The organism is Kitasatospora sp. NPDC004745, assembly GCF_042873275.1.
GTDB lineage: Bacteria > Actinomycetota > Actinomycetes > Streptomycetales > Streptomycetaceae > Kitasatospora.
Genome location: NZ_JBIALK010000036.1, coordinates 27,897 through 48,661, shown reverse-complemented (window position 1 = coordinate 48,661; position 20,765 = coordinate 27,897). Strand labels below are relative to the sequence as shown.

General features: G+C 71.1%; 21 protein-coding genes and 1 riboswitch. Of the genes, 15 read left to right on the top strand and 6 right to left on the bottom strand.

The genetic code is table 11. The annotated features are described in order from the left end of the window. Positions 1-18: 18 nt before the first annotated feature. The 3 genes from ACFYUY_RS36325 to ACFYUY_RS36315 all read right to left on the bottom strand — a co-directional run bounded on the left by ACFYUY_RS36325 (position 19) and on the right by ACFYUY_RS36315 (position 4,869). Positions 19-1,944, bottom strand: a complete 1,926-nt coding sequence (locus ACFYUY_RS36325) for a hypothetical protein (protein WP_387907325.1) — start codon at positions 1,942-1,944, stop codon at positions 19-21. Positions 1,945-2,107: 163 nt separating this feature from the next. Then, positions 2,108-3,370 carry a LamG-like jellyroll fold domain-containing protein gene (locus ACFYUY_RS36320; RefSeq protein ID WP_387907322.1) on the bottom strand — a complete coding sequence of 421 codons (1,263 nt, stop codon included), beginning with the start codon at positions 3,368-3,370 and terminating at the stop codon, positions 2,108-2,110. 275 nt (positions 3,371-3,645) lie between these two features. Further along, positions 3,646-4,869 carry a ricin-type beta-trefoil lectin domain protein gene (locus ACFYUY_RS36315; RefSeq protein WP_387907320.1) on the bottom strand — a complete coding sequence of 408 codons (1,224 nt, stop codon included), beginning with the start codon at positions 4,867-4,869 and terminating at the stop codon, positions 3,646-3,648. 437 nt (positions 4,870-5,306) lie between these two features. On the opposite strand from ACFYUY_RS36315, the gene ACFYUY_RS36310 reads away from it, so the two are divergent. The 5 genes from ACFYUY_RS36310 to ACFYUY_RS36290 all read left to right on the top strand — a co-directional run bounded on the left by ACFYUY_RS36310 (position 5,307) and on the right by ACFYUY_RS36290 (position 13,758). Then, positions 5,307-6,725 (top strand): glycosyltransferase family 2 protein, encoded by a 1,419-nt coding sequence (locus ACFYUY_RS36310; protein WP_360204848.1) that lies wholly within the window; start codon positions 5,307-5,309, stop codon positions 6,723-6,725. Between the two features lie 5 nt (positions 6,726-6,730). Further along, the gene (locus ACFYUY_RS36305; RefSeq protein ID WP_387907348.1) at positions 6,731-7,852 is read left to right on the top strand and encodes a glycoside hydrolase family 26 protein; all 1,122 of its coding nucleotides are present in this window, start codon (positions 6,731-6,733) and stop codon (positions 7,850-7,852) included. A gap of 515 nt (positions 7,853-8,367) precedes the next feature. Further along, positions 8,368-9,945, top strand: a complete 1,578-nt coding sequence (locus tag ACFYUY_RS36300; RefSeq protein ID WP_387907317.1) for a glycosyltransferase family 39 protein — start codon at positions 8,368-8,370, stop codon at positions 9,943-9,945. 41 nt (positions 9,946-9,986) lie between these two features. After that, positions 9,987-10,151: riboswitch (cobalamin riboswitch) on the top strand. Positions 10,152-10,339: 188 nt separating this feature from the next. Then, entirely contained in the window at positions 10,340-12,742 is a 2,403-nt protein-coding gene (locus tag ACFYUY_RS36295) for a ribonucleoside-diphosphate reductase subunit alpha (protein WP_387907345.1), read from the top strand. Then, entirely contained in the window at positions 12,742-13,758 is a 1,017-nt protein-coding gene (locus ACFYUY_RS36290; protein WP_360204383.1) for a ribonucleotide-diphosphate reductase subunit beta, read from the top strand. The genes ACFYUY_RS36295 and ACFYUY_RS36290 overlap by 1 nt, the downstream gene beginning before the upstream one ends. A 72-nt stretch (positions 13,759-13,830) precedes the next feature. Here ACFYUY_RS36290 and ACFYUY_RS36285 read toward each other — a convergent pair whose 3' ends face one another. Next, positions 13,831-14,019 carry a DUF397 domain-containing protein gene (locus ACFYUY_RS36285; RefSeq protein WP_360204381.1) on the bottom strand — a complete coding sequence of 63 codons (189 nt, stop codon included), beginning with the start codon at positions 14,017-14,019 and terminating at the stop codon, positions 13,831-13,833. Between the two features lie 25 nt (positions 14,020-14,044). Continuing rightward, a complete protein-coding gene (locus ACFYUY_RS36280) occupies positions 14,045-14,980 on the bottom strand; it encodes a helix-turn-helix domain-containing protein (RefSeq protein WP_387907312.1) in 936 nt (311 codons plus the stop codon). 132 nt (positions 14,981-15,112) lie between these two features. On the opposite strand from ACFYUY_RS36280, the gene ACFYUY_RS36275 reads away from it, so the two are divergent. The 10 genes from ACFYUY_RS36275 to ACFYUY_RS36230 all read left to right on the top strand — a co-directional run bounded on the left by ACFYUY_RS36275 (position 15,113) and on the right by ACFYUY_RS36230 (position 20,001). Beyond that, the gene (locus ACFYUY_RS36275; protein ID WP_363363467.1) at positions 15,113-15,541 is read left to right on the top strand and encodes an ATP-binding protein; all 429 of its coding nucleotides are present in this window, start codon (positions 15,113-15,115) and stop codon (positions 15,539-15,541) included. Then, a complete protein-coding gene (locus tag ACFYUY_RS36270) occupies positions 15,538-15,810 on the top strand; it encodes a hypothetical protein (protein ID WP_360204373.1) in 273 nt (90 codons plus the stop codon). The genes ACFYUY_RS36275 and ACFYUY_RS36270 overlap by 4 nt, the downstream gene beginning before the upstream one ends. A 145-nt stretch (positions 15,811-15,955) precedes the next feature. Further along, positions 15,956-16,462 (top strand): DUF6879 family protein, encoded by a 507-nt coding sequence (locus ACFYUY_RS36265; RefSeq protein ID WP_387907307.1) that lies wholly within the window; start codon positions 15,956-15,958, stop codon positions 16,460-16,462. Between the two features lie 20 nt (positions 16,463-16,482). Continuing rightward, positions 16,483-17,004 carry a DUF6879 family protein gene (locus ACFYUY_RS36260; protein WP_360204368.1) on the top strand — a complete coding sequence of 174 codons (522 nt, stop codon included), beginning with the start codon at positions 16,483-16,485 and terminating at the stop codon, positions 17,002-17,004. 252 nt (positions 17,005-17,256) lie between these two features. Then, the gene (locus ACFYUY_RS36255) at positions 17,257-17,466 is read left to right on the top strand and encodes a hypothetical protein (protein ID WP_360204365.1); all 210 of its coding nucleotides are present in this window, start codon (positions 17,257-17,259) and stop codon (positions 17,464-17,466) included. Further along, a complete protein-coding gene (locus ACFYUY_RS36250) occupies positions 17,450-17,962 on the top strand; it encodes a DUF6879 family protein (protein ID WP_387907303.1) in 513 nt (170 codons plus the stop codon). Before ACFYUY_RS36255 ends, ACFYUY_RS36250 begins: the two co-directional genes overlap by 17 nt. Continuing rightward, positions 17,959-18,798 (top strand): helix-turn-helix domain-containing protein, encoded by an 840-nt coding sequence (locus ACFYUY_RS36245; protein WP_387907301.1) that lies wholly within the window; start codon positions 17,959-17,961, stop codon positions 18,796-18,798. The genes ACFYUY_RS36250 and ACFYUY_RS36245 overlap by 4 nt, the downstream gene beginning before the upstream one ends. A 94-nt stretch (positions 18,799-18,892) precedes the next feature. Next, a complete protein-coding gene (locus ACFYUY_RS36240) occupies positions 18,893-19,126 on the top strand; it encodes a hypothetical protein (RefSeq protein WP_360204358.1) in 234 nt (77 codons plus the stop codon). A gap of 87 nt (positions 19,127-19,213) precedes the next feature. Further along, positions 19,214-19,450, top strand: coding sequence for a DUF397 domain-containing protein (locus ACFYUY_RS36235; protein ID WP_360204355.1), 237 nt, complete (start codon positions 19,214-19,216; stop codon positions 19,448-19,450). Between the two features lie 74 nt (positions 19,451-19,524). Then, positions 19,525-20,001 (top strand): hypothetical protein, encoded by a 477-nt coding sequence (locus tag ACFYUY_RS36230; protein ID WP_387907296.1) that lies wholly within the window; start codon positions 19,525-19,527, stop codon positions 19,999-20,001. Here ACFYUY_RS36230 and ACFYUY_RS36225 read toward each other — a convergent pair. After that, complete coding sequence (locus tag ACFYUY_RS36225; protein WP_387907293.1) at positions 19,961-20,764, bottom strand: AraC family transcriptional regulator; 804 nt, start codon at positions 20,762-20,764, stop codon at positions 19,961-19,963. The two genes, ACFYUY_RS36230 and ACFYUY_RS36225, sit on opposite strands and share 41 nt — an antisense overlap. Position 20,765 lies beyond the last annotated feature (1 nt).

Here is a 20,765-nt window from a genome sequence, read left to right as displayed (position 1 = left end):
GGGGCTCCGGCGGCCCGGTCACCCCTTCCTGTCGGGCGTCGGCGTCGGCTTCGGGTCCGAACTCGGCTTCGGGTCCACGGTCTTCGGGTCGGCGGTCTTCGGATCGGCGGTGGCCTTCGGATCGGCGGCCTTCGGGTCCGCGGTCTTCGGATCGGTCGCCTTCGGATCCGCGGCCGGCTTCCTGTCGGACGCCGCCTTCGGATCGGCGGTGGCCTTCGGATCGGCGGCCTTCGGGTCCGCCGCCTTCTTGTCCGCCCCGGTCTGCTTGTCGTACCCCGGCGCCACGTAGATCGTGTACCGGCCGTGCTCCCCGCTCTTCACCACGGTGACCACCCGGTACCCGGCGGCCTTCAGGGTGGGCTGGATCGCCTTGTCGGTGGCACCGGTCTGGGTGAAGTCCAGGACCACCACCTGCCATTCGTGCGCCGTGATCCCGGCCTGGATGGCGGCCACGCCGGACTGCTGCTGGCCGGTGTCCGGGTCCCGGCGGAACACCGCCACCAGGTCGTGCCACTGCTGCCAGTCCGCCTGCTCGCGCAGGTAGTACGCGGGGACGTTGTAGTTCTCCACCAGGTACCGGGCGTCGCCCTTGGCGATGTACGGCGCCAGCGCGGCGACGAAGGACTCCGAGTTCGACCACTCGCCGTACATCTCCCGGCCCTGGGCCGACCCCTCCCAGGCCAGCGGGCCGACCACCAGGGCGGCCGCCACGACCCCCGCCACCAGGTGGAGGCGCCGCCGCAGCCAGAGCACCGCCCGGGCCAGCACCGCGCCCGCCACGATGCAGGCGAACCAGGCGCCGAAGTCGACGTGCTTCTGCAGCGACAGCCAGGTGTGGATGCGGATCTGGTTCACCGGGGCGAGCAGTCCCGCCACCAGCAGCAGCGCCGCCAGCCAGAACGCCGGCCAGCCGTCGCCGCCGCGCCGCCGCGCCACCACCAGCTGCACCACCACTCCGACCAGGGCCACCACCAGCAGCGGGCCGACCCACCGGGCGGCCTCCCCGGCCACGTAGGAGTAGGCGTCGTGGCCCGGGGCTCGTTGCAGCGTGGTGTGGTTGAAGCCGTCGACGTAGCGCTCGCCGGCCAGCAGGGCCGCCGCGGCGACCGCCGCCACGAAGGCGGACAGGACCAGCACGCCCCGCCGCCAGCGCGTCCAGGCGCGCAGCGACCCGCCCGGGCCGGCCAGCACCGCCGCCCCGACCACCACCGGGACCCACAGCAGCGCCGCGTACTTGGTGCAGCCGGCCAGCGCCAGCAGCAGGCCCGAGCCCACCAGGCTCGGGTACCCGCCGCCGGTGGCCGAGCGCACCGCGAGGTAGCCGGCCCAGGCGAGCACCGCCAGGGCCATCGCGTCGTACGTGGCCAGCCCGCCCAGGAACTGGGTGGGTCCGAGCGCGGCGAAGGCCGCCGCGGCGCCGCAGGCCGCGAGCGAGCCGTGCAGCCGCCGGGTGGTCAGGTGGACGGCCACGGTGGCGGAGAGCATGAAGGCCAGGCTGAGCAGCCGGGTGCCGGTCAGCCCGCCGGCCATGTCGGCCAGCGCGACGACGACCGGGTAGATCAGCGGGGAGCCGGAGAAGAAGGTCTCGTACGTCGCCACCGGGGTGCCGTGCGTCAGGTTCGCGATCTCCTGGTAGCCCGCGTAGATGTAGGTGCCCTCGTCGATGAAGGCGGTGTTGCTGAGGATCAGGTGGTACGACAGCGCGCCCTGGACCAGCAGGACGGCCAGCAGCGGCAGCCAGTCCGCCCGCAGCGCGGGGCGCGGGGGGTGCGGCACCCGGGGTGCGGCGGGCCTGCGGCGCCGGCGGTCGGCCGGGGACGGCTGCGCCGGTGCGGCGGCCCCGCGCCCGGCCGGGCCGGTACCCGGGGCCGGCCGGGCCCCCGCGGGCACCAGGACGGGCCGCCGGGTGGACTCGGGCCGGATCCAGCGGCCGTCCGCGCTCATCAGTACTGCTCCTCGGTCTGGGACTGTCGTGCCCGGTCCGCGCGCGGGGCGCGGCGTGTTCCGGGGCGCGCGGCAGCCGCCGCCGGCGCCGCCGCGGGGGCGGTTCCGGGCGGCTGCCGGGCGGTGCCGGGCCCGCTCGGCCCGGCGGTCGGCGGCCGGGGGCTCAGCCGGTGAGCCAGGCCGCCGCCGGCGGGGTGGCCGGCGGCGAGCTCGGGCCGGCGACGACCTTGACGATGTCGGCCTCGGGCAGCGTCTGACCCCAGGTCTGGACGTCGGCGACGGCGCCGTGCCACGGGTCGCTCCACTGCGAGTTGGAGCTCAGCCGCCCGATCTGCAGGGTGTTGGCGCCGCTGGGCGGCACACCGGGGGACTTCGCGGAGGCCTGCGGGGCGCCGTTGACGTACAGGGTGATCTGGCCGGAGGGGTCGTCGTACACCCCGGTCAGCACGACCCACTGGTTGACGGTGGCGTCGCCCTTGGACCAGGCCACCGCCGAACCGCCGCCGGGCACCTGGACCTTGAAGTACCAGAGGTCGTGCCCGTTGTTGTTGGCCCGGCCCAGCGAGTACGAGTAGTACTGGCCGTCACCCTGGCTGACCGCGCTGCGGTTGCCGTTCGGGACGTCGACGAGGACCCGGGCGGAGACGGTGAAGCTGTTGCTGACGTCGACGACCTGGGAGGCGCTCTGGGCGAAGGAGTTCTGGCCGCTGGGCAGCTTGAGGACCTGCCCGGAGTAGCCGGGTGCCGAGCCCGTCTTGGCGTCGGAGCCCAGGCCCAGCGCGACGGCGCCCTTGGTCGCCGGGAGGCTGCCGACGGTCGGCGGGCTGTCGATGCCCTTGACCGGGCCGCTCGCCGACGCGGTCGGCGCGGCCGATCCGGAGGCCGACGCGGAGGCCGACGTGCTCACCGCGGCGGTGCTCGGCCCGGAGGCCGTCGGGCCGTTGCCGTCCTTGGCGCCCTTGGTGAGCAGCACGTAGCCGGCGCCGGCCGCGGCCACCACCACGACGGCCGTCACCGCACCGATCAGCTTGACCCGGCGGCGGCGCTTGGCGTCCTTCTCGTTCCGCGCCGCCAGCGCCTCCCAGTCCGGCGTGCTGCCGGCGGTCGGCTGCGCCGGCGGGAAGCCGGTCTGCTGCGGCCACGCCGGACCGGCCGGGCCGGCCTGCACGGGTATCGGCTGCACCGCCTGCGGGCCGGCCTGCCCGGGTATCGGCTGCACCGCCTGCGGAGCGGCCTGCACGGGTATCGGCTGCACCGCCTGCGGGCCGGGCTGCGCGGCCGCCGGCCCCGGCTGGACGGCGGCGGGCGCCACCGGGCCGGGCTGGACCGGCCCCGGCTGCACCGGCTGCGGCTGCACGGGCTGCGGGCCGGCCTGGCCCGGCTGCGGGACCAGCGGCACCGGCTGGGAGACCGGACGCGGCGTCACCTGCGGCGGCTGCGGTTGCGGCTGGTACTGGGGCGCACCATCCGGCGGCCCGAACCCGTCGGCGGGCCCGAACGCACCACTCGGGGACTGCGGCGGCAGACCGGGGGCCTGGGCCCCTCCGGCCGGTGCCTGCTGCGGTGGCGTTCCGGCGGGCTGCCCCGGCTCGCCACTCGGTACCGGTCGATCGCTCATGGTGGGGAATGCTAGGGCATCGGCCCCTTCCCGCCCATGGGGGGTGCGCGGGCCCGGCCCGGCACCCGGCCCCGCGCCGACCGCTACGCCTGCCCGTTGTACGGCAGCCGCCAGCGCTGTGACACCGCGTCGGCGCAGGGCCTGAGGGCGGCGGCCGTGCCGTCCGTGAGAACGCCCCCGGCGGTCGACAGGCACAGCCCCGAGTCCTGGTGCTGCAGGCGCTGGCCGGCCCCGGCCACCCAGCGCTGCCCGGACCCTCCGGTGCACTCGGCCAGCGTCACGCCGCCGCGGTCGCCCGGCACCAGGCAGGCCGCCCCGCCGCGCACCGAACCGTCGTTGCCGACCGTCCAGTTGGTCGACACCGCCTGGTCCCCGCAGGCCCCGACGGTCACCGGGCTGCCCGCCGGCCCGCCGCCGCCGTGCCGCAGGCAGGTCCCCGGAGCCCCCGCCGGGATCTCGCCGGCCGGCAGGCCGACCCGGTTGTGGAAGGCGAAGGACTCGCTGCGCAGGCCGGTGCCGCCGGTCCAGATCTCGAAGCCGGCCTGCACCCGGCACAGGTAGGAGCCCTTCGGCACGTACCCCCGCGCCATCGCGTCGGCCGTGAACAGCCGCAGGTTGAGGCCGCGGGTGGTGTGCGTGGGGGCGGTGCGCACGTAGCTGATGACGCTGTGCGGGCCGGTGATCGGCGCCTCGAACACGTTGTAGGCGGTGTCGCCGATGCTCTGGGCGTCCGTCACCTGTCTGCCGGCCGGGCGGACGTTGTCGGTGGCGTCCAGCCAGACCATCACCTCCGCGCTCTCCCCCGGCAGGCAGTTGTCCGGGCTGGAGCCGTACCAGAGGTCGAAGGACAGGTTGAAGGAGCCGCTCACCCGGCCGTTGGCGTCCCAGTCGGCCGTGGCGTCGCCGAGCGCGCTGACCGGGACGGGCAGTCCGCTCGCGCCGGGCGCGGTGGAGATGTTCGGGTAGGCGCCCGGGGCCAGCGGGTTGCGCGGGACGAAGTCGCGCACCTGGGTGACCGTGAAACCGGTGTCCCCGGAGGCGTCCAGACAGACCGTCCCGGCGGTGTTCCACGGGTTGGGTTCGAGGATCTTCGTCCCGCCGTCGACCGGCAGCTTGGGGAAGGGGAGCTGCGCGGTCGAGCACAGGCCCGGCTGCGCGGGCGCGGACGACTGCGGGCTGGCCGACGGCTGCGCCGCCACCCGGGCCCCGCCGCCGCAGCCGGCCAGGAGTGCGGCGGCCGCGCACACCGCGACGACCGCCCGCAGCCCCCGCGCCGGCCGGCCGGCCATACCGTCCACGATGCTCATCACTCTTCCCCGTACCGTCCTCGATCGCTGGGCGGAAACCGTACACATGTGCTCCGCCCGCACTCGGTCCAGATCACGACCGGAGCCCGGAATCGGTTCCGGACGGCCGCCGGACGAGGGGGGATCGGCCCCGGCGCGGCCGGTCCCGTACGATCCCTCCGTCCCCCGCTCGGCCCGTCGGACAACGGCCGGCGGGCGGGTCAGGTTCACATCGATTACGGCCTCCGGGGGAGAAGAGCCACGTGACTGTCACCGAGGGCACCCGACTCGCGGGCAGCCGCCAGGCACCCGGATCGCGGCGCCGCGCGCGCCGGGACCCGGCCGCCCGCACCCAGTGGGGCCTGCTGCCGCAGCCGCCGGACAACACCGAGAAGTACTCCTACGCCCGCAGCCGGCTGTGGATCCTGACCTGCTTCTCCCTGGTCAGTTTCGCCTGCATGGTGGCCAGCGAGATCGGCCTGCTCGGCGCGACGCCGTGGTTCTTCCTGTTCGTGCCGCCGCTGGCCTTCACGATCGTCTACTACCTGATATCCCGCTGGGTGCACGGCTTCAACGAGACCTTCGACCTCGCGGCGCACCGCGCGCTGGTGCGGGACTGGTCCCCGGAGCGGTACCCGACCGTGGACGTCTTCCTGCCGGTGGCCGGCGAGCCGATCGAGGTCCTGCACAACACCTGGACCCACGTCGCCCGGCTGCGCGACCAGTACCCGGGCGAGGTCACGCCCTACGTGCTCGACGACAGCAACAGCCCGCAACTCGCCCAGATGGCCGTCGACTTCGAGTTCGTGTACGGCACCCGCAACAAGCTGGGCTGGTTCAAGAAGGCCGGGAACCTGCAGTTCGGCTTCCGCAACTCCGACAGCGAGTACATCCTCATCCTGGACGCCGACTTCGCGCCCAGGCCGGACCTGCTGACCGAGATGCTCCCGTACATGGCGGCCAACCCGCGCCTCGGCATCATCCAGTCCCCACAGTTCTTCCGCATCCTGGACAGCCAGAACTGGATCGAGCGCGGCGCCGGCGCCGTCCAGGAGCTGTTCTACCGCACCGTGCAGGTGTCCCGGCAGCGCAACGACGGCGCCATCTGCGTGGGCAGTTGCGCCGTCTACCGGCGGGCCGCCCTGGAGGAGAACGGCGGCACCACGCTGATCGGGCACTCCGAGGACGTGCACACCGGCTTCGACCTGCGCCGGCTCGGCTGGGACCTGCAGTACGTGCCCGTCGCCCTGGCGACCGGCGTCTGCCCGGACAACGTCGGCGGCTTCTTCAACCAGCAGTACCGCTGGTGCACCGGGTCGATGAGCCTGCTGGGCAGCCGCAAGTTCTGGACGACCAGACTGCGGCCGGTCACCCGGGCCTGCTACCTGTCCGGGTTCTTCTACTACATCCACACGGCACTGTTCACCCTGGTCTCCCCGCTCATCCCGATCGTGCTGCTGCTGGCGAGACCCGACCTGATCCGCTGGCAGAACACCCTGCTGGTGCTGCCCGGCCTGCTCTACGCGACGGTCGTCTTCCCGCTCTGGCACCGCAACCCGTACCGGCTGGAGGCCTGGGCCGCCCGGATGATGTACGGCTGGGCGCACGTCTTCGCGATCTGGGACATCCTGCGGCGCAACCGGATGGCCTGGCAGCCGACCGGCTCCACCGGCGCCAAGCGGAACAAGACCCGCCGCTTCTGGATCGGCATGATCGTCTGGAGCGGTGGGACGGCCGTCCTCTGGGTGGGCCTCGGCATCTGGCGGATGCTCACGATGGGCCCGCTGAACTTCACGCTCGTCCTCGCGTCCGGTCTGTTCTACGCCACCATCGTCGGCCGGGTCCTCGTCCAGCCGCGACCGACGGAAGCCGTGTGATCACCATGTCCGCCCACCCCCGACGGCCCGCCCACCCCCGACGGCCGGACCGGTACCGCCGGCGGCCGGCACTCGCCCTGCTCGCCGGCGCGCTGCTGCTCGCCACCGCCGCCTGCGGCCCCGAGGACCCCGGCTTCGCGATGCAGGAGGCCGTCGAGCCCGACCAGCCCGCGGCCGCCGCCCCCGCCACCCCGGGCGCCACGGGCGCCCCGGGCACGGCCACCGGCACCCCGAGCGCCGCCGCCAAGCCGAAGGCCGTCCCGGCCGGCGTGCCGTACGACGTCACACCGCTGCTCAAGCCGGACCACAAGTACCTCGGCGCCGCACTGCCCGGCGTCCCCGAGACGATGGACGCGCTGCCCGTCTACACCTCCACGATCGGCAAGCAGCCCAACGTCCTGGAGTTCTACGCCCACTGGGAGGGCGGCTTCGACACCCAGGGCGCCAAGCGCATCTACGCGGCCGGGGCCCTGCCGTACATGGCCTGGGAGCCGTACAACCACTCGCTGGCCTCGATCGCCGCCGGCGACACCGACGACTACGTCCGGGGCGTCGCCAAGTCCGTGGCCAAGCTCGACCAGCCGATCGCGATCAGCATCGCGCACGAGATGAACGGCAACTGGTACCCGTGGGGCCGGCAGGCCGCCAGCGCCCAGGAGTTCGTGGCCGCCTGGCGGCACGTGCACGACCTCTTCGACCGGGCCGGGGCGACCAACGTCATCTGGGTCTGGAACCCGAACATCACCGACCCGGCGCCCAACACCCGGCTCGCGCCCTACTACCCGGGCGACGCCTACGTCGACTGGGCCGGCATGACCGGGTACTTCACCCGCACCGGGCCGAAGAACTTCGACCTCCTGTACGGGCCGACCATGGCCGAGATCCGCGGCTTCAGCCAGAAGCCGTTCTTCATCTGCGAGACCGCCTCGGAACAGGGCAAACGCCAGCTCGCGGACATCGACCAGCTGTTCTCCGGGGTCGCGGCGCACGACGACATCCTCGGCTTCGTCTGGTTCAACATCGTCAAACGGGCCGACTGGCGCGTCGAGGCCGTCCCGGAGACCCTCGCGGCCTTCAGGCGGCGCGTGTCCGACCCCCGCTTCGGCTTCGACATCCGGAACCCATGATGAGCGCAGAGTCAGAGTTCACCCCCGCCCCGGACGACGCAGCCGCCGGGCCCGCACAGGCGCCGGTGCCCGCACACCTGCCCGTGCCGGTGCCGGACGAGGCCGTACCCACCCCGGCCGCCGCACGGGCCGCGCGCGCCGCCCGGGCCGCCCACGCCCTGCGGGCCGCCCGGGCCGCCCTCGACACGGACACCCGTGACGGCGGCGGGCACCCGCTGACCACGGCGGACGCCGCCCCCGCGGCGCCCGCGGCCGGGACCGACCTGTTCCGCCGCGCCGACCGCTCGCCCGGGCCGGGCGCGGCGGGGGGCGACGGTGCCGGGCCCGGCGTTCCCGCGTCCGGGGTTCCTGCGTCCGGGGTCCCTGCGTCCGGGGTTTCCGGGACCGGCGGCCCGGGGACCGATCCGTCCGGGCCGGCCGTTCCCGGGCCCGACCTTCCCGGGCCCGACGTTCCGGCACCCGACGTTCCCGGGCCCGACGTTCCGGCACCCGATGCGTCCGACGCGCCGCCGCAGGTGGCCCCGACCGGCGCCCCCGGCCCGGTAGACGACCAGGCCGTCGAGCTGGCGCCGTACACCATCCCGCAGGTCCCCGCGATCGGCTGGGACCCGGCCCCCAGCCCCCGGCGCCGCTGGATCGCCCGCGGCGTGCTCGCGGCCGTCCTCGTCATCCAGGCCCTGCTCTCGCTGCGCCTGCTCGCCGCCGCGCACCCCGACGAGGCCGCCGCCATGGTGGCCGGCCGCCAGCAGCTCGACCACCTGCTGCACGGCACCCCCGTGACCACCCACCTGGCCGAGCGAATACCCGGCACGCCCCAGCTGTACCTGCCGTTGGCCGGCGCCGCCGCCGACGCCAACGGCATCTTCGGCGCCCGGGTGCTCAGCCTCTGCTTCGCCCTGCTCACCACGGTGCTGCTGTACTCGCTGACCCGCCGGCTCTTCAACGAGCGGGTGGCGATCTGCTCGATCGCCGGCTACGCGGTGGTGCAGTCGACCGTCGTCGTCGGCTTCTACGCCGCGCCCGAGGCGCTCGCCGTCCTGCTGGTCGCCCTGGCGGCCTGGGTCACGGTGTTCACCGCGCGCCGCCCGGTGGCCCTCGTCCTGCTCGCCGCGCCGGTCGCCGCCCTGGCCTGCGCCGTCGCGTACTCCGCGGTGTTCACGCTGCCCGCGCTGGTCGCGCTGGCGGCGGCCACCGCCTGGCCGCGGCGACGGCTCGGCCCGGCCGCCCTGCGGGCCCTGCTGCTCGCCGCCGGCACGGTGGGCGCCCTGCTGCCGTTCGGACTGCTCGGCAAGGTCGCCGGGTGGTCCCCGGCCCACGGGCAGGGTTCCCGTCCGGTCGGCGAGATCCTGCTGAACACCGTCCAGTGGGGCGGTCTGTTCACCGTCCTCGCGGTGGCCGGCACGATCGCGTACGCCCGCCGCGAGCAGCTGCTCGAGTCGCCGGAGAACGACGGCGTCACCACCACCCGCGCCCAGCGCGCCCTGCTGGGCACCGCCCTGACCTGCACCGCCCTGCTGGTCCCGGCGGTCCACCTGGCGCTTGGCACCTCGGGGGCGCTGTTCCGGCACCTGGGCTTCGGGATGCTGCTCGCCGCCCCGCTCGCCGGGGTCGGCCTCACCCGGCTGGTCGGCGCGCACTTCCGCCACCCGCAGCTGGGCATCCTGGTCTGGGTCGCCCTGCTCGCGCTCGGTCTGGAGCAGTCAGCGCTGCGTTACCAGAACGGGCCCGACTCCGGCCGGCTGCTCGCCGTCCTGCGGGTGCACGCCACGCCGCAGGGCCACTACCTGACCGAGGTCGACGGGCTGCCCGAGTACTACCTCGGCGCCGTCAGCCGGCCCGAGCAGTGGACGTCGGCCCGCTCCGGGACGGACTACCGGGACGCGGCGGGTGTCGAGCATCACGGCGACGAGGGCAGCGCCGCCGCGATCAAGGACGGCTACTTCACCGTCGTGGTCCTGGACAGCACCGCCCCGGCCGCCACGGACCGCGTCCTGGCGACGGCGCTGGCGAGCGGCGGGCACTACCGGTTGATCGCCCAGTTCACCTCTCCGACGGGCGATTCGAGCACCTACAAGGTCTATCTGAAGCACTGAACGGCCGCCGGGCCCACCGTGGCCCACGACACGTCGGCCACAACATATGGTGCCGCCGCAGTCAGCCGCCACTAGATGTATGCTCACTCCTGCTGTCAAAGCAGGGGAACCCGGTGCGAGTCCGGGACTGCCCCGCAGCGGTGTGCGGGCGGCTCGACAAGCCGCGCCCGCGAGTCCGAGTACCTGCCGACGGTGTGCGCCACGGCCCTCCCGCAGAGGCCGCGCCAGCACGAGCAGTACCTTCCGGGCCTCGCGGGCGGGCCGGGGACGCCACCGTCGCGCGACGCACTCCTGCGTACGCGCCGTGCTCCCCTGCCCCGTTCGGCCCGGACCCGATCACCGCCGCCGATCGCCGCCAGGAGAGAGCGCCTTGACCACCGCTGCCTCAGCCACCCTGCCCGCCCAGGGCTCCGGTTCCGCCCCCGCCGCCCCGACGGTCTCCGACCCCGGCGGCGCGCTGCTGCGGCTGCTCACCGACCGTAGTGTCGATCTCCCCCAGGTGGACCCCGGCCATGTCGCCGCCGCCGCGCTGCGCGGCCGCCACGCCGGCTCGGACTTCGCCGAGCTGCGCGGGCTGGCCGTGGACGCCGCCGCGTCGATGATCGCCGAGGACCCCCAGTACTCGAAGCTGGCCGCCCGCCTGCTCGCACTGGAGATCGTCGACGAGGCCGACAGCCAGGGCGCGACCTCGTTCGCCGCCTCGATCGCCGTCGGCCACGCCGAGGGCCTGATCGGCGACGCCACCGCCGCCTTCGTCGCCAAGCACGCCGCCGCGCTCGACGCGCTGATCGACCGGCAGGGCGACGACCGCTTCGAGTACTTCGGCCTGCGCACCGTGCAGTCCCGCTACCTGCTGCGCCACCCGATCACCCGCAAGGTCGTCGAGACCCCGCAGCACTTCCTGCTCCGCGTCGCCTGTGGCCTGGCGGTCGGCGACACCGAGCAGTCCGTGCGCGAGGTGGCCGAGCTGTACCGCCTGATGAGCCGGCTGGAGTACCTGACCTCCTCGCCGACCCTGTTCAACTCCGGCACCCGCCACCCGCAGATGTCGAGCTGCTACCTGCTCGACTCGCCGCTGGACAACCTGGACTCGATCTACAGCCGCTACGCGCAGATCGCCCGCCTCTCCAAGCACGCCGGCGGCATCGGCCTGTCGTACTCGCGCATCCGCTCCCGCGGCAGCCTGATCCGCGGCACCAACGGCAAGTCCAACGGCATCGTCCCGTTCCTGCGCACCCTCGACTCCTCCGTCGCCGCGGTCAACCAGGGCGGCCGTCGCAAGGGCGCCGCCTGCGTCTACCTGGAGACCTGGCACGCCGACATCGAGGAGTTCCTCGAGCTGCGCGACAACACCGGCGAGGAGGCGCGCCGCACCCACAACCTCAACCTGGCGCACTGGATCCCGGACGAGTTCATGCGCCGCGTGAACGCCAACCAGGACTGGTCGCTGTTCTCCCCCGCCGACGTCCCCGAGCTGGTCGACCTGTGGGGCTCCGACTTCGACGAGGCCTACCGCAAGGCCGAGCAGGCCGGCAAGGCCGTGCGCACCATCCCCGCGCAGACCCTGTACGCCCGGATGATGCGCACCCTGGCGCAGACCGGCAACGGCTGGATGACCTTCAAGGACGCCTCCAACCGCGCCGCCAACCAGACCGCGCTGCCCGGCCGCACGGTGCACTCCTCCAACCTGTGCACCGAGATCCTGGAGGTCACGGACGACTCCGAGACCGCCGTCTGCAACCTCGGCTCGGTCAACCTCGGCGCGCACGTCGCCGAGGGCGCGTCGGCGGAGGACCTGCTCGGCGCGATGGACTGGGAGCGGCTGGACGCCACCGTGCGCACCGCCGTCACCTTCCTCGACCGCGTGGTGGACATCAACTTCTACCCGACCGTCGAGGCCGGCACCTCCAACTCCCGCTGGCGGCCGGTCGGCCTCGGCGTGATGGGCCTGCAGGACGTCTTCTTCAAGCTGCGGATCGACTTCGACTCGGCCGAGGCGGCGCGGCTGTCCACGCTGATCGCCGAGCGCATCATGCTCACCGCCTACGAGCGCTCCGCCGACCTGGCCGAGCAGCTCGGCCGCCACGAGGCGTACGGCGAGACCCGCGCCGCCCGCGGCGAGCTGCACATCGACCACTTCGACGTGCAGCCGCACTGGGCCGACCGCTGGAGCGCGCTGCGCGCCCGGATCGCCGAGACCGGCCTGCGCAACTCGCTGCTGCTGGCCATCGCCCCGACCGCGACCATCGCCTCGATCGCCGGCGTGTACGAGTGCATCGAGCCGCAGGTGTCCAACCTGTTCAAGCGCGAGACGCTCAGCGGCGAGTTCCTGCAGGTCAACCCGTACCTGGTGCGCGAGCTCAAGGAGCTCGGCGTCTGGGACCAGACGACCCGCGACGCCCTGCGCGACGCCAACGGCTCCGTCCAGGAGCTCGGCTGGCTGCCCGCCGAGGTGCGGTCGCTGTACCGCACCGCGTGGGAGCTGCCGCAGCGCGCGCTGATCGACCTGGCCGCGGCCCGCATGCCGTACCTCGACCAGAGCCAGTCGCTGAACCTGTTCATGGCCGCGCCGACCATCGGCAAGCTCAGCTCGATGTACGCGTACGCGTGGAAGGTCGGTCTGAAGACCACCTACTACCTGCGCTCGCGCCCGGCCACCCGGATCGCCCAGGCCGCCTCCGGCACCGCCCGTGCCGCCGCGCCCGTCCCGGTGAACACGCCGACCCTCACGCCGGAGGAGGAGGCCGCGCTGGCCTGCTCCCTGGAGAACCCCGAGTCCTGCGAGGCCTGCCAGTGATGTCCGACGACCGCGAGAAGATGCTGCTCGACCCCGGGTTCGAGCTGACCCTGCGCCCGATGCGATACCCGTCGTTCTACGACCGGTACCGGGACGCGATCAAGAACACCTGGACGGTCGAGGAGGTGGACCTGCACTCCGACGTCGCCGACCTCGCCAAGCTGAGCGAGGGCGAGCGGCACATGATCGGCCGGCTGGTCGCCTTCTTCGCGACCGGTGACTCGATCGTCGCGAACAACGTCGTGCTGAGCCTGTACAAGCACATCAACTCCCCCGAGGCGCGGCTCTACCTGAGCCGTCAGCTGTTCGAGGAGGCCGTGCACGTCCAGTTCTACCTGACGCTGCTGGACACCTACCTTCCGGACCCGGAGGACCGCAACGCGGCCTTCGCCGCGGTGGAGAACATCCCCTCCATCCACCAGAAGGCCCAGTTCTGCTTCAAGTACATGAACGCGGTCGACCACATCGACTCGCTGCAGAGCAAGGAGGACAGGCGGGCGTTCCTGCTCAACCTGATCTGCTTCGCGGCGTGTGTCGAGGGGCTGTTCTTCTACGGCGCGTTCGCCTACGTGTACTGGTTCCGGAGCCGGGGTCTGCTGCACGGTCTCGCGACGGGTACCAACTGGGTGTTCCGCGACGAGTCCATGCACATGGACTTCGCGTTCTCGGTGGTGGACACCGTGCGCGAGGAGGAGCCGGACCTCTTCGACGAGCAGATGGCGAAGCAGGTCACGGAGATGCTGGAGGAGGCCGTCGAGGCCGAGCTCCAGTTCGCCCAGGACCTGTGCGGTGACGGCCTGCCCGGCATGAACACCGCCTCGATGCGCGAGTACCTGCAGGCGGTGGCGGACCAGCGCCTCGCCCGTCTCGGGCTCCCGATCCGCTACGGGTCCAGCAACCCGTTCGGCTTCATGGAGCTGCAGAACGTCCAGGAGCTGACCAACTTCTTCGAGCGCCGGGTGTCGGCGTACCAGGTCGCCGTCGAGGGCTCGGTCTCCTTCGACGACGACTTCTAGGAAGTAGCCCGGTAGACGGACGGAGAGGTGCCCCGCACGGCCACAGCCCGTGCGGGGCACCTCCGTGTTGGATCAGTCGGCCGAAAACTCCCCGGACTTGACCCCCACGAGGAACGAGGCCCAGGCCTCAGCCGGAAACAGCAGCACGGGACCGCCAGGGTCCTTGGAGTCCCGGACCGCTGTCGTCATCGACCTGGCCTGTGCCTCGATGCAGTTCCCGCCCTGCCCGCTGTAGGTGCTCTTGTGCCACTCGCCGGTCATAACTCACCCATCTCTTGCCCGGAGTTCAGAACCCCTGTCGTACCCGAGCGATCATGTCGAGACTGTCAGCCGGACTCAAGGCGATTGAGCGGAGCGAGTCGAAGATCAATGTGTACTCATCGATCTCGGCTGGCGTCTCCATGTAGAGCGTCCCTGTCCGGTGCTCGACGCAGACTACGTCCGAGTAGTCGGGAGACGGGAAACTGAACATCACGAATGAGCCCATCAAACCAGCATGGGCACCGGCGCGGTCCGGCAAGACCTGGAGCTCCACATAGGGATGCCCAGCCATCTCGACCAGCTTGTCGAGTTGCCCAGCCATCACCTTCGCGCCACCCACCTGAACGCGCAACGCCGATTCGCCCTCGATCACGCACAAGCGCGGCGGGTTCGGCCTGGTGAGCACCTCCTGTCGCTCCATCCGAGCAGTCACCAAGGCATCCACTTGTTCGGCGGCCAGCCCGGACGGTTTGGCCTGCATCACCGCGCGAGCGTAGTCGGGAGTCTGCAGCAGGCCAGAGATCAGCATGTTCTCGAACGACCTGATGTAGTCAGCCGTCTCCTCGTAATCGATGAAGTCCGAGTAGGACGGCCGAGCCAAGCTCGCCCGCTGCACCCACCCGGGCTCTCGGCCCCGACGAGCAAGAGCGACCAACTCCTCGACACGGCCGTGGTCTTCCACACCGTAGAAGGTCAGCAGATCTCGCAGCTCGCCGAGCGAGATGCCCAGCCGCGCGTTCTCTATCCGGCTGATCTTCGAACGGTGACAACCGATACGCTCCGCCGCCGCTTCGGGCGACTTGCCGGCTTCCTCTCGCAGCCTGACCAAAGCAGCCGCCAATCGCCTGCGGCGCACTGTGGGTCGCGCTTGGCTCATCTGATGCTCCATCACACCGGTTAGGCCCAGATCATACGCCCCGGAAAAAGATCTTGGAAAATTTCCATCGGGCAAGTTGCGCATTGACTCATTTCCACCGCATGCTACTTGCTGTAGTCCGCCATGCCACCCAGAGTGACCGCCGCGGACTCATCCCGGGCATCCCCATGCCCCCTTCAGCCGCTCTCACCTGCACACTCCAGAGGTGGCCCCGCCATGCCTGAAGCCGCTCCCCTCTCCCCCGCCGAGCAGACCTGCTGGCTGCCCCGGCACCGCACGTCTCCCCGAGCCGCCCGGCAGGAGCTCCGCGAGTTCCTGCTCCCCCACCCCTGCGGCGAACGCCTGCTCCCCACCGGGGAGTTGCTGGTCAGCGAGCTGGTCACCAACGCCGTCCAGCACGCCCGCACGCCGCGCGACCGCCTGATCCAGGTCCGCTTCACGCTTGCCGACGGCCTCCTCCGCATTGAGGTGCATGACGCCGACAGCGAGAAGCCGGAACTCCGCGAGGCGGCCGACTCCGAGGAGGCCGGCCGCGGCCTGCTCCTCGTCCACGAGTTGGCGCAGAGCTGGGGCTGCTGCCCGCGCCGGGGCGGGATCGGCAAGGTCGTCTGGTGCCAGATCTCCCCCGAGCAGGCCGCCGCATGAGTGCTGTCCGGGCCGGAATCGTCGGCATCATGCTGCCCACCGTCTTCCCGAGCCTCGACCACGCACTGCCCGTGCTGTGGGAGCGGGTGCGCAAGCTGCCCGTCCGCGAGGCCCACCGGGACTTCGTCCGGCTCTGCATCGGCCCGGGCGGCGGCGAGGGCGTCGCCTACTGCCTCGCCCGCGGCGGCCGGTGGAGCACCACCCTCTACGTCGGCGAGCTGACCCGCTGGACCGCCCACCCCATCACCATCACCACCCACCACCCCTGAACTCGGCCGCCCCGGGCTGGTGCTCACACCAGCCCGGGGTGGTCGAACGGCCTTACGTCCCTCGCAAATCCGCGTCCTTGACCCCGCAGCTTCGAGCGGGACAGGCTGCGCATCGACGAGTCGCCCCCTCTGGAGGTTCACTTCCGTGCTCAAGGGTCAAGACTTCGGCCTCCTCTTCGAGACCTTCGAACGAACGGCCTTCCGGCTCGAAACACTGGCCGTCTACGACGTGGACGAAGAACGCGAGGAGTTCGCCGACTTCCTCGCGGGCAAAGGGCTGCCGCCCGACTGTGCCGACAACCCGTGGGTCCGCTCGATGACGGATCTGGGCAAGCAGGTGGCCCGGGTGCACGTCCTCCGGTCTCCCCTGTCGGACTACCTCCGGTACGAGCTGGCGGCCTACCCCGGAAACATCAAAGCCGGCGAGTCGATCGGCATCATCGACACGGCTCTGCGGCAGGTGACTGGTCTGCCCGACCACGACTTCTGGCTGTTCGACGACACCCGGGTCTACCGGATGCACTACACCGACACCGGCACGTTCATCGGCGCCGAACTCCTCCCCGCCGACCGCCTTCCCGAGTACCAGCGGTATCGAGACATCGCCCTCACCCACGCCGTCCCCTTCGGGGACTACACGGCGACCCACTGAGCCACCAAGAAGGGTTGATCATGACCATCTCTCGTGACGCCTTCGGCGCACTCTTCGAAAGCTTCCAACAGGAGGCATTTCGACTGGAGACCCTGGACGACTACGGCAACTCCGGCAACGTCGATGCCTATCGGGCATTCCTCGCTGGGGAGCCTCAGCCCTCCGGCTACAACAGCGAATGGCTGGCGAAGGTCAGGAGGAACACTGACGCCGGCCGCCGGATGTACCGAGTCCACGCACTGACCCGGCCACTCACACCGTACCTCCAGTTCGAACTGGGCTGGGGGTACCGAGCGAACGCCGCCGCTGGCGAGGAGTTCTTCATCCTGGACGTCACAGGGAGGTCGAACCCCATCGACGGTTGCCCCGACTTCTGGATGTTCGACGAGTCGACAGCATTTTCCATGGCCTACGACGGCGAGGGCAGGTTCATCGGGGCAGACGAGGAACCTGACGTGAAGCAGTGGATCCACTGGCGAGACACAGCTCTGCGCCAAGCCGAGCCGTTCGCCGACTGGTGGGAGCGTCACGGCAGCCAGTGAGGGAGGAGCTTGGCGTCACCACCCACCTGCTTTGAAGTCCCTCCCCGCCCAGCGTTCACGCTGGGCGGGGAGGTCAGACCTGCCCGCGTGGGACCGCACACAGTCGCACGGCAACGTGCACGTCCCACAGATGCCAGACCAAGATCCTTAGTCAATGACGTGCATAGTCACGCCGATGCGTGGACGGCCCGCCTCCATGCCTCTAGCGTGGCTACCGGTTAGTCAAACCGGCTCGAAAAAGGGAGGCTTGACATGTCTGGACGCGCAGCTCTCACCCGCCTCACGGGCAACGGAAGCGGCGAGTGCGGAGAGAAGGACTGCCCCAACGTCTACCAGACGGATACGGGGTCGTTCGTGATCCAGGGCGACCTTTCTCTCGCCTTCACCCCGCCCAACGGGGAGGGCCTCGTTGAGATTCCGGAGAGTGTCCTGAGGGAGGCATTTCGTGCTCTTGGCTGGTGACACCTGGAACCAGTGCTTCGATTCCATGCAGTCGGAAGCGTGGCGGCTCGAAACGCTTCCCACGTACACCATGCCGCAGGAAGCCGAGAAACTCTCCCGGTTCCTGTCCGGCGAAAACTCTCCCGACGACTACCAGTCAGGGTGGATGGATGAGGTGGCAGAGTGGACGGCTGCAGGTAAGCGCGTCGGCCGCGTCCACATCGTCAAACGCCCACTCTCCGACTATCTTCGGTTTGAATTCGAGTACTACTACCGGCATCACCTCAGAGCCGGCGAAGACATTCGAATCCTTGACGTCACCGACAAGGAGAACCCCCTCCAATCCGCTCAGGACTTCTGGATGTTCGACAAATCCAAGGTCGTCCTCATGAACTACAGAGCGGATGGAACTCAGATCAGTCGCGAGCTCTTCGACGGCGACCTCGCACCTTACCTCGAATACCAGCGGATCGCCATTTTGGCTTCGGTTCCATTCGCGGAGTACCTCGGATCGTGACGCTCCACCCAGAGCAGCTGGGCCAGTCCAAGCAGGAACTAGCTGCGACGCTGAAAGATCTGCGAAAGCGAGCCGGGCTCTCGGGAGCCCGGCTCGCTGCACGCTGCAACATGTCTCAGTCGAAAATTTCCAGGATTGAGAGCGGGAAAAGCCCGGCCACTCCCATGGACGTGGAACAGATCCTGCGAGCCTTGAAGGCCCCACCAGAGATACTGGCTTCGGTCGCGGAGCTCGCGCGCCTGGCGAGCACGGACTGGCAAGGCCTCCGTGCGCTGCGAAGGAAGGGGCTTCACCGCAAGCAGCAGGAGCTCGCCAACCTGGAGTCGTCGTCCACCGAGTTCAGGTTCTTCCTTCTGTCGATGATCACTGGGCTTCTCTCCACACCCGAATACATTAAGGCTAGCCTGTCCCATCTTCAAGGCGACCAAAGTCAGCTCATCGCGCGGAAGCCGAGCCGACAGGAGATCCTTTACGACACCGACAAGAAATTCACGTTCCTGCTCTCGGAGATGGCTGCCAGGTGGCCATTGATCCCAGCTCCGGCCATGGCCATGCAGATTGATCGACTCATCTCACTCTCACGGCTCCCCAACATCCAAATCGGCATAATCCCATTGACCGGCCTGATGCCCGTCGCACCGATGGACACCTTTACCGTCTACGACAGGTCCCTCGTAACCATCGAAACTACCAGTGGAGTCCTGGCACTCAGGGACCCGAAGGACGTCGCAATACACGTGGATACCTTCTCCACCATGGAGGGATGCGCCATGTTCGGCGCAGAAATGAGAAACCTCCTCGAACAGTGGTCCGACGACTTCCGAACTTCGACCTAGGAATTTATGCAACCGCGCGCATAGATGTGGAATTACCTGAGGGCCGCGCCTACCGTTTAGTTAAGCCGGGAAGCCAAGCCACGGGGAGTCCGCGATGCCCGCTGAGAATTCCGCGCAACCGACCAGTGCCCGCCGCCGGACGCATGCCGAGTTCATGGCGCGGGTCGACGACAACCCGGTCCGGAAGGACCTCACCACCGGGGGCCTGGTCGAGATCGTCGGCGCCCAGGACGGCCGGGCCCTGGTCCGGCCGCTGTTCGCGCCGGACGCCCCACCGCGGCAGGTGCCCGTCGACCAGCTCACCACGCGCATCAGCCTCTGGGGCTGACCGCCCTCGAATCTTCCGCCCAACTCCTGGGCGGGGCGGGGCCGTTCCGTGCGCGCCCCGGGACCACACCGGAAGGTGGTGTCGGCGATGACCGATCGCAACCTCTACGAACTCGACCTCTCGCAGCTCACGCTCAACCGCGCGTGCGGCGGCAACCAGGGCGGGGGTGACGACGGCGAGTCGTGCGTGACCCTCGGCCTGGTCGAGCACGGCGTCTACGCCCTCGGCGACAGCAAGCGGCCCGACCGTGCGCCCCTCCTCTTCACCGCCGAGGAGCTCACCAGCGCCGGGATCGACCCGGCTCGGTTCGGCCTGTCCGTCTGAGCCTCCTGAAAGCCCCTCCCGCCCGCGGTCCCGCGCGGGCGGGAGGGGATCAACGCCCCAGAGGAGAAGCACCGTTGCACTTCCACGGCTACGAGTGGGCCGGTGACGGCCGACTGTTGACCAGAGAGGCCGAGCGGCGGCCGGTCGACATCATCCGCTTCGGCGCCTCGGACCTCCCGCCGATGATGACCGGCTGGTGGCTGCGCCGCCCGGCCTCCCAGGTCCGGGGCACCTGGAACACCCCGGAAGCCGCCGTGCTCTGGCTCACGACGCGCTACACCGACCACACCCCCGGCGGCGACCCCTGGCTGCCGCTCGACGCCCGACGCCGGTACGCCCTGGCCCAACTGGCCGGCGCCTGCGACGTGCTGTGGTCCCGCTGGATCTCCGACACCCGCTGGTCGGGCCACTACGTGATCGTCTGCCCGCACCGGCTCTGGACGGACCTCCCCTGCCCGGCCGGCCGGCCCGCGCCGGCAACGAAGCCCGCCGCCGCCCCCGCGGTGCCGCTCAGCCGCCCCGCGCCGTCCGGGCGTACCGGCCCGGGGTGACGCCGCAGACCCGCTTGAAGTGCCTGGTCAGGTGCGACTGGTCGTAGAAGCCCGCCGCGGTCGCCACCTCGCTGGGCGGCCGTCCGTCGAGGAGCAGCCGGCGGGCGAGGTCGACGCGGCGGGACGTGACGTACTGGTGCGGTGCGAGGCCGAACGCGGCGCTGAAGGCGCGGACGAGATGCGCGGGGTGGGCGTGCAGCACTCCCCCGGCCTCCTGCAGGGTGGTGCCGTCGAGCAGCCGCTCGTCGAGGAGGTCCCGCAGGTCCTGGGCGACGCCCGGGCGGGGCGACGGTTCACTGCCGGCCGGCCGTGGCCGCAGGTGTGTGCGCAGGCGTTGGCCGATGAGGGCCAGGCGGCTCTCCGCCTCCAGCTCGTCCCCCGGGTCGGCGAGGGCGGTGTGCAGTTGCCCGATGCGGGTGCGCAGGAGCGGGTCGGCGAGGTCGGGGCCGTCGACGGCGGGCCCGATGTAGCTGGCGTCCAGCTGGGTCATGTCGAGGTAGAGGACGCGTTTGCGGAACCCGTGGGCGGTGGCGGGCGAGCCGTTGTGCGGGACCAGCGGGGGCAGCAGGCTGACGGTGTCGCCGGGGGTGCCGCGCTGGTGGCGGTCCAGGTCGTAGCGGACCGCGCCGTCGTCGACGATCAGCAGCGTCCAGCTGTCGTGGACGTGCATGGGGTAGGCGTGCTCGGTGAAGTGGGCGTGGAAGACCTCGGTGACGCCCGGGACGGTCGGACGCCAAGCAGAGATCTCCTGCCCGGATGCCATG

Excerpts from the sequence above, each read along its gene's own strand:
- ACFYUY_RS36260 (WP_360204368.1), top strand. The coding sequence starts at position 16,483 with ATGACCATCTCTCGTGACGCCTTCGGCGCACTCTTCGAAAGCTTCCAA.
- ACFYUY_RS36270 (WP_360204373.1), top strand. The coding sequence starts at position 15,538 with ATGAGTGCTGTCCGGGCCGGAATCGTCGGCATCATGCTGCCCACCGTC.
- ACFYUY_RS36290 (WP_360204383.1), top strand. The coding sequence starts at position 12,742 with ATGTCCGACGACCGCGAGAAGATGCTGCTCGACCCCGGGTTCGAGCTG.
- ACFYUY_RS36255 (WP_360204365.1), top strand. The coding sequence starts at position 17,257 with ATGTCTGGACGCGCAGCTCTCACCCGCCTCACGGGCAACGGAAGCGGC.
- ACFYUY_RS36285 (WP_360204381.1), bottom strand. The coding sequence starts at position 14,019 with ATGACCGGCGAGTGGCACAAGAGCACCTACAGCGGGCAGGGCGGGAAC.
- ACFYUY_RS36310 (WP_360204848.1), top strand. The coding sequence starts at position 5,307 with ATGGTGGCCAGCGAGATCGGCCTGCTCGGCGCGACGCCGTGGTTCTTC.
- ACFYUY_RS36240 (WP_360204358.1), top strand. The coding sequence starts at position 18,893 with ATGCCCGCTGAGAATTCCGCGCAACCGACCAGTGCCCGCCGCCGGACG.
- ACFYUY_RS36315 (WP_387907320.1), bottom strand. The coding sequence starts at position 4,869 with ATGAGCATCGTGGACGGTATGGCCGGCCGGCCGGCGCGGGGGCTGCGG.
- ACFYUY_RS36305 (WP_387907348.1), top strand. The coding sequence starts at position 6,731 with ATGTCCGCCCACCCCCGACGGCCCGCCCACCCCCGACGGCCGGACCGG.
- ACFYUY_RS36280 (WP_387907312.1), bottom strand. The coding sequence starts at position 14,980 with ATGCGCAACTTGCCCGATGGAAATTTTCCAAGATCTTTTTCCGGGGCG.
- ACFYUY_RS36235 (WP_360204355.1), top strand. The coding sequence starts at position 19,214 with ATGACCGATCGCAACCTCTACGAACTCGACCTCTCGCAGCTCACGCTC.
- ACFYUY_RS36325 (WP_387907325.1), bottom strand. The coding sequence starts at position 1,944 with ATGAGCGCGGACGGCCGCTGGATCCGGCCCGAGTCCACCCGGCGGCCC.
- ACFYUY_RS36225 (WP_387907293.1), bottom strand. The coding sequence starts at position 20,764 with ATGGCATCCGGGCAGGAGATCTCTGCTTGGCGTCCGACCGTCCCGGGC.
- ACFYUY_RS36275 (WP_363363467.1), top strand. The coding sequence starts at position 15,113 with ATGCCTGAAGCCGCTCCCCTCTCCCCCGCCGAGCAGACCTGCTGGCTG.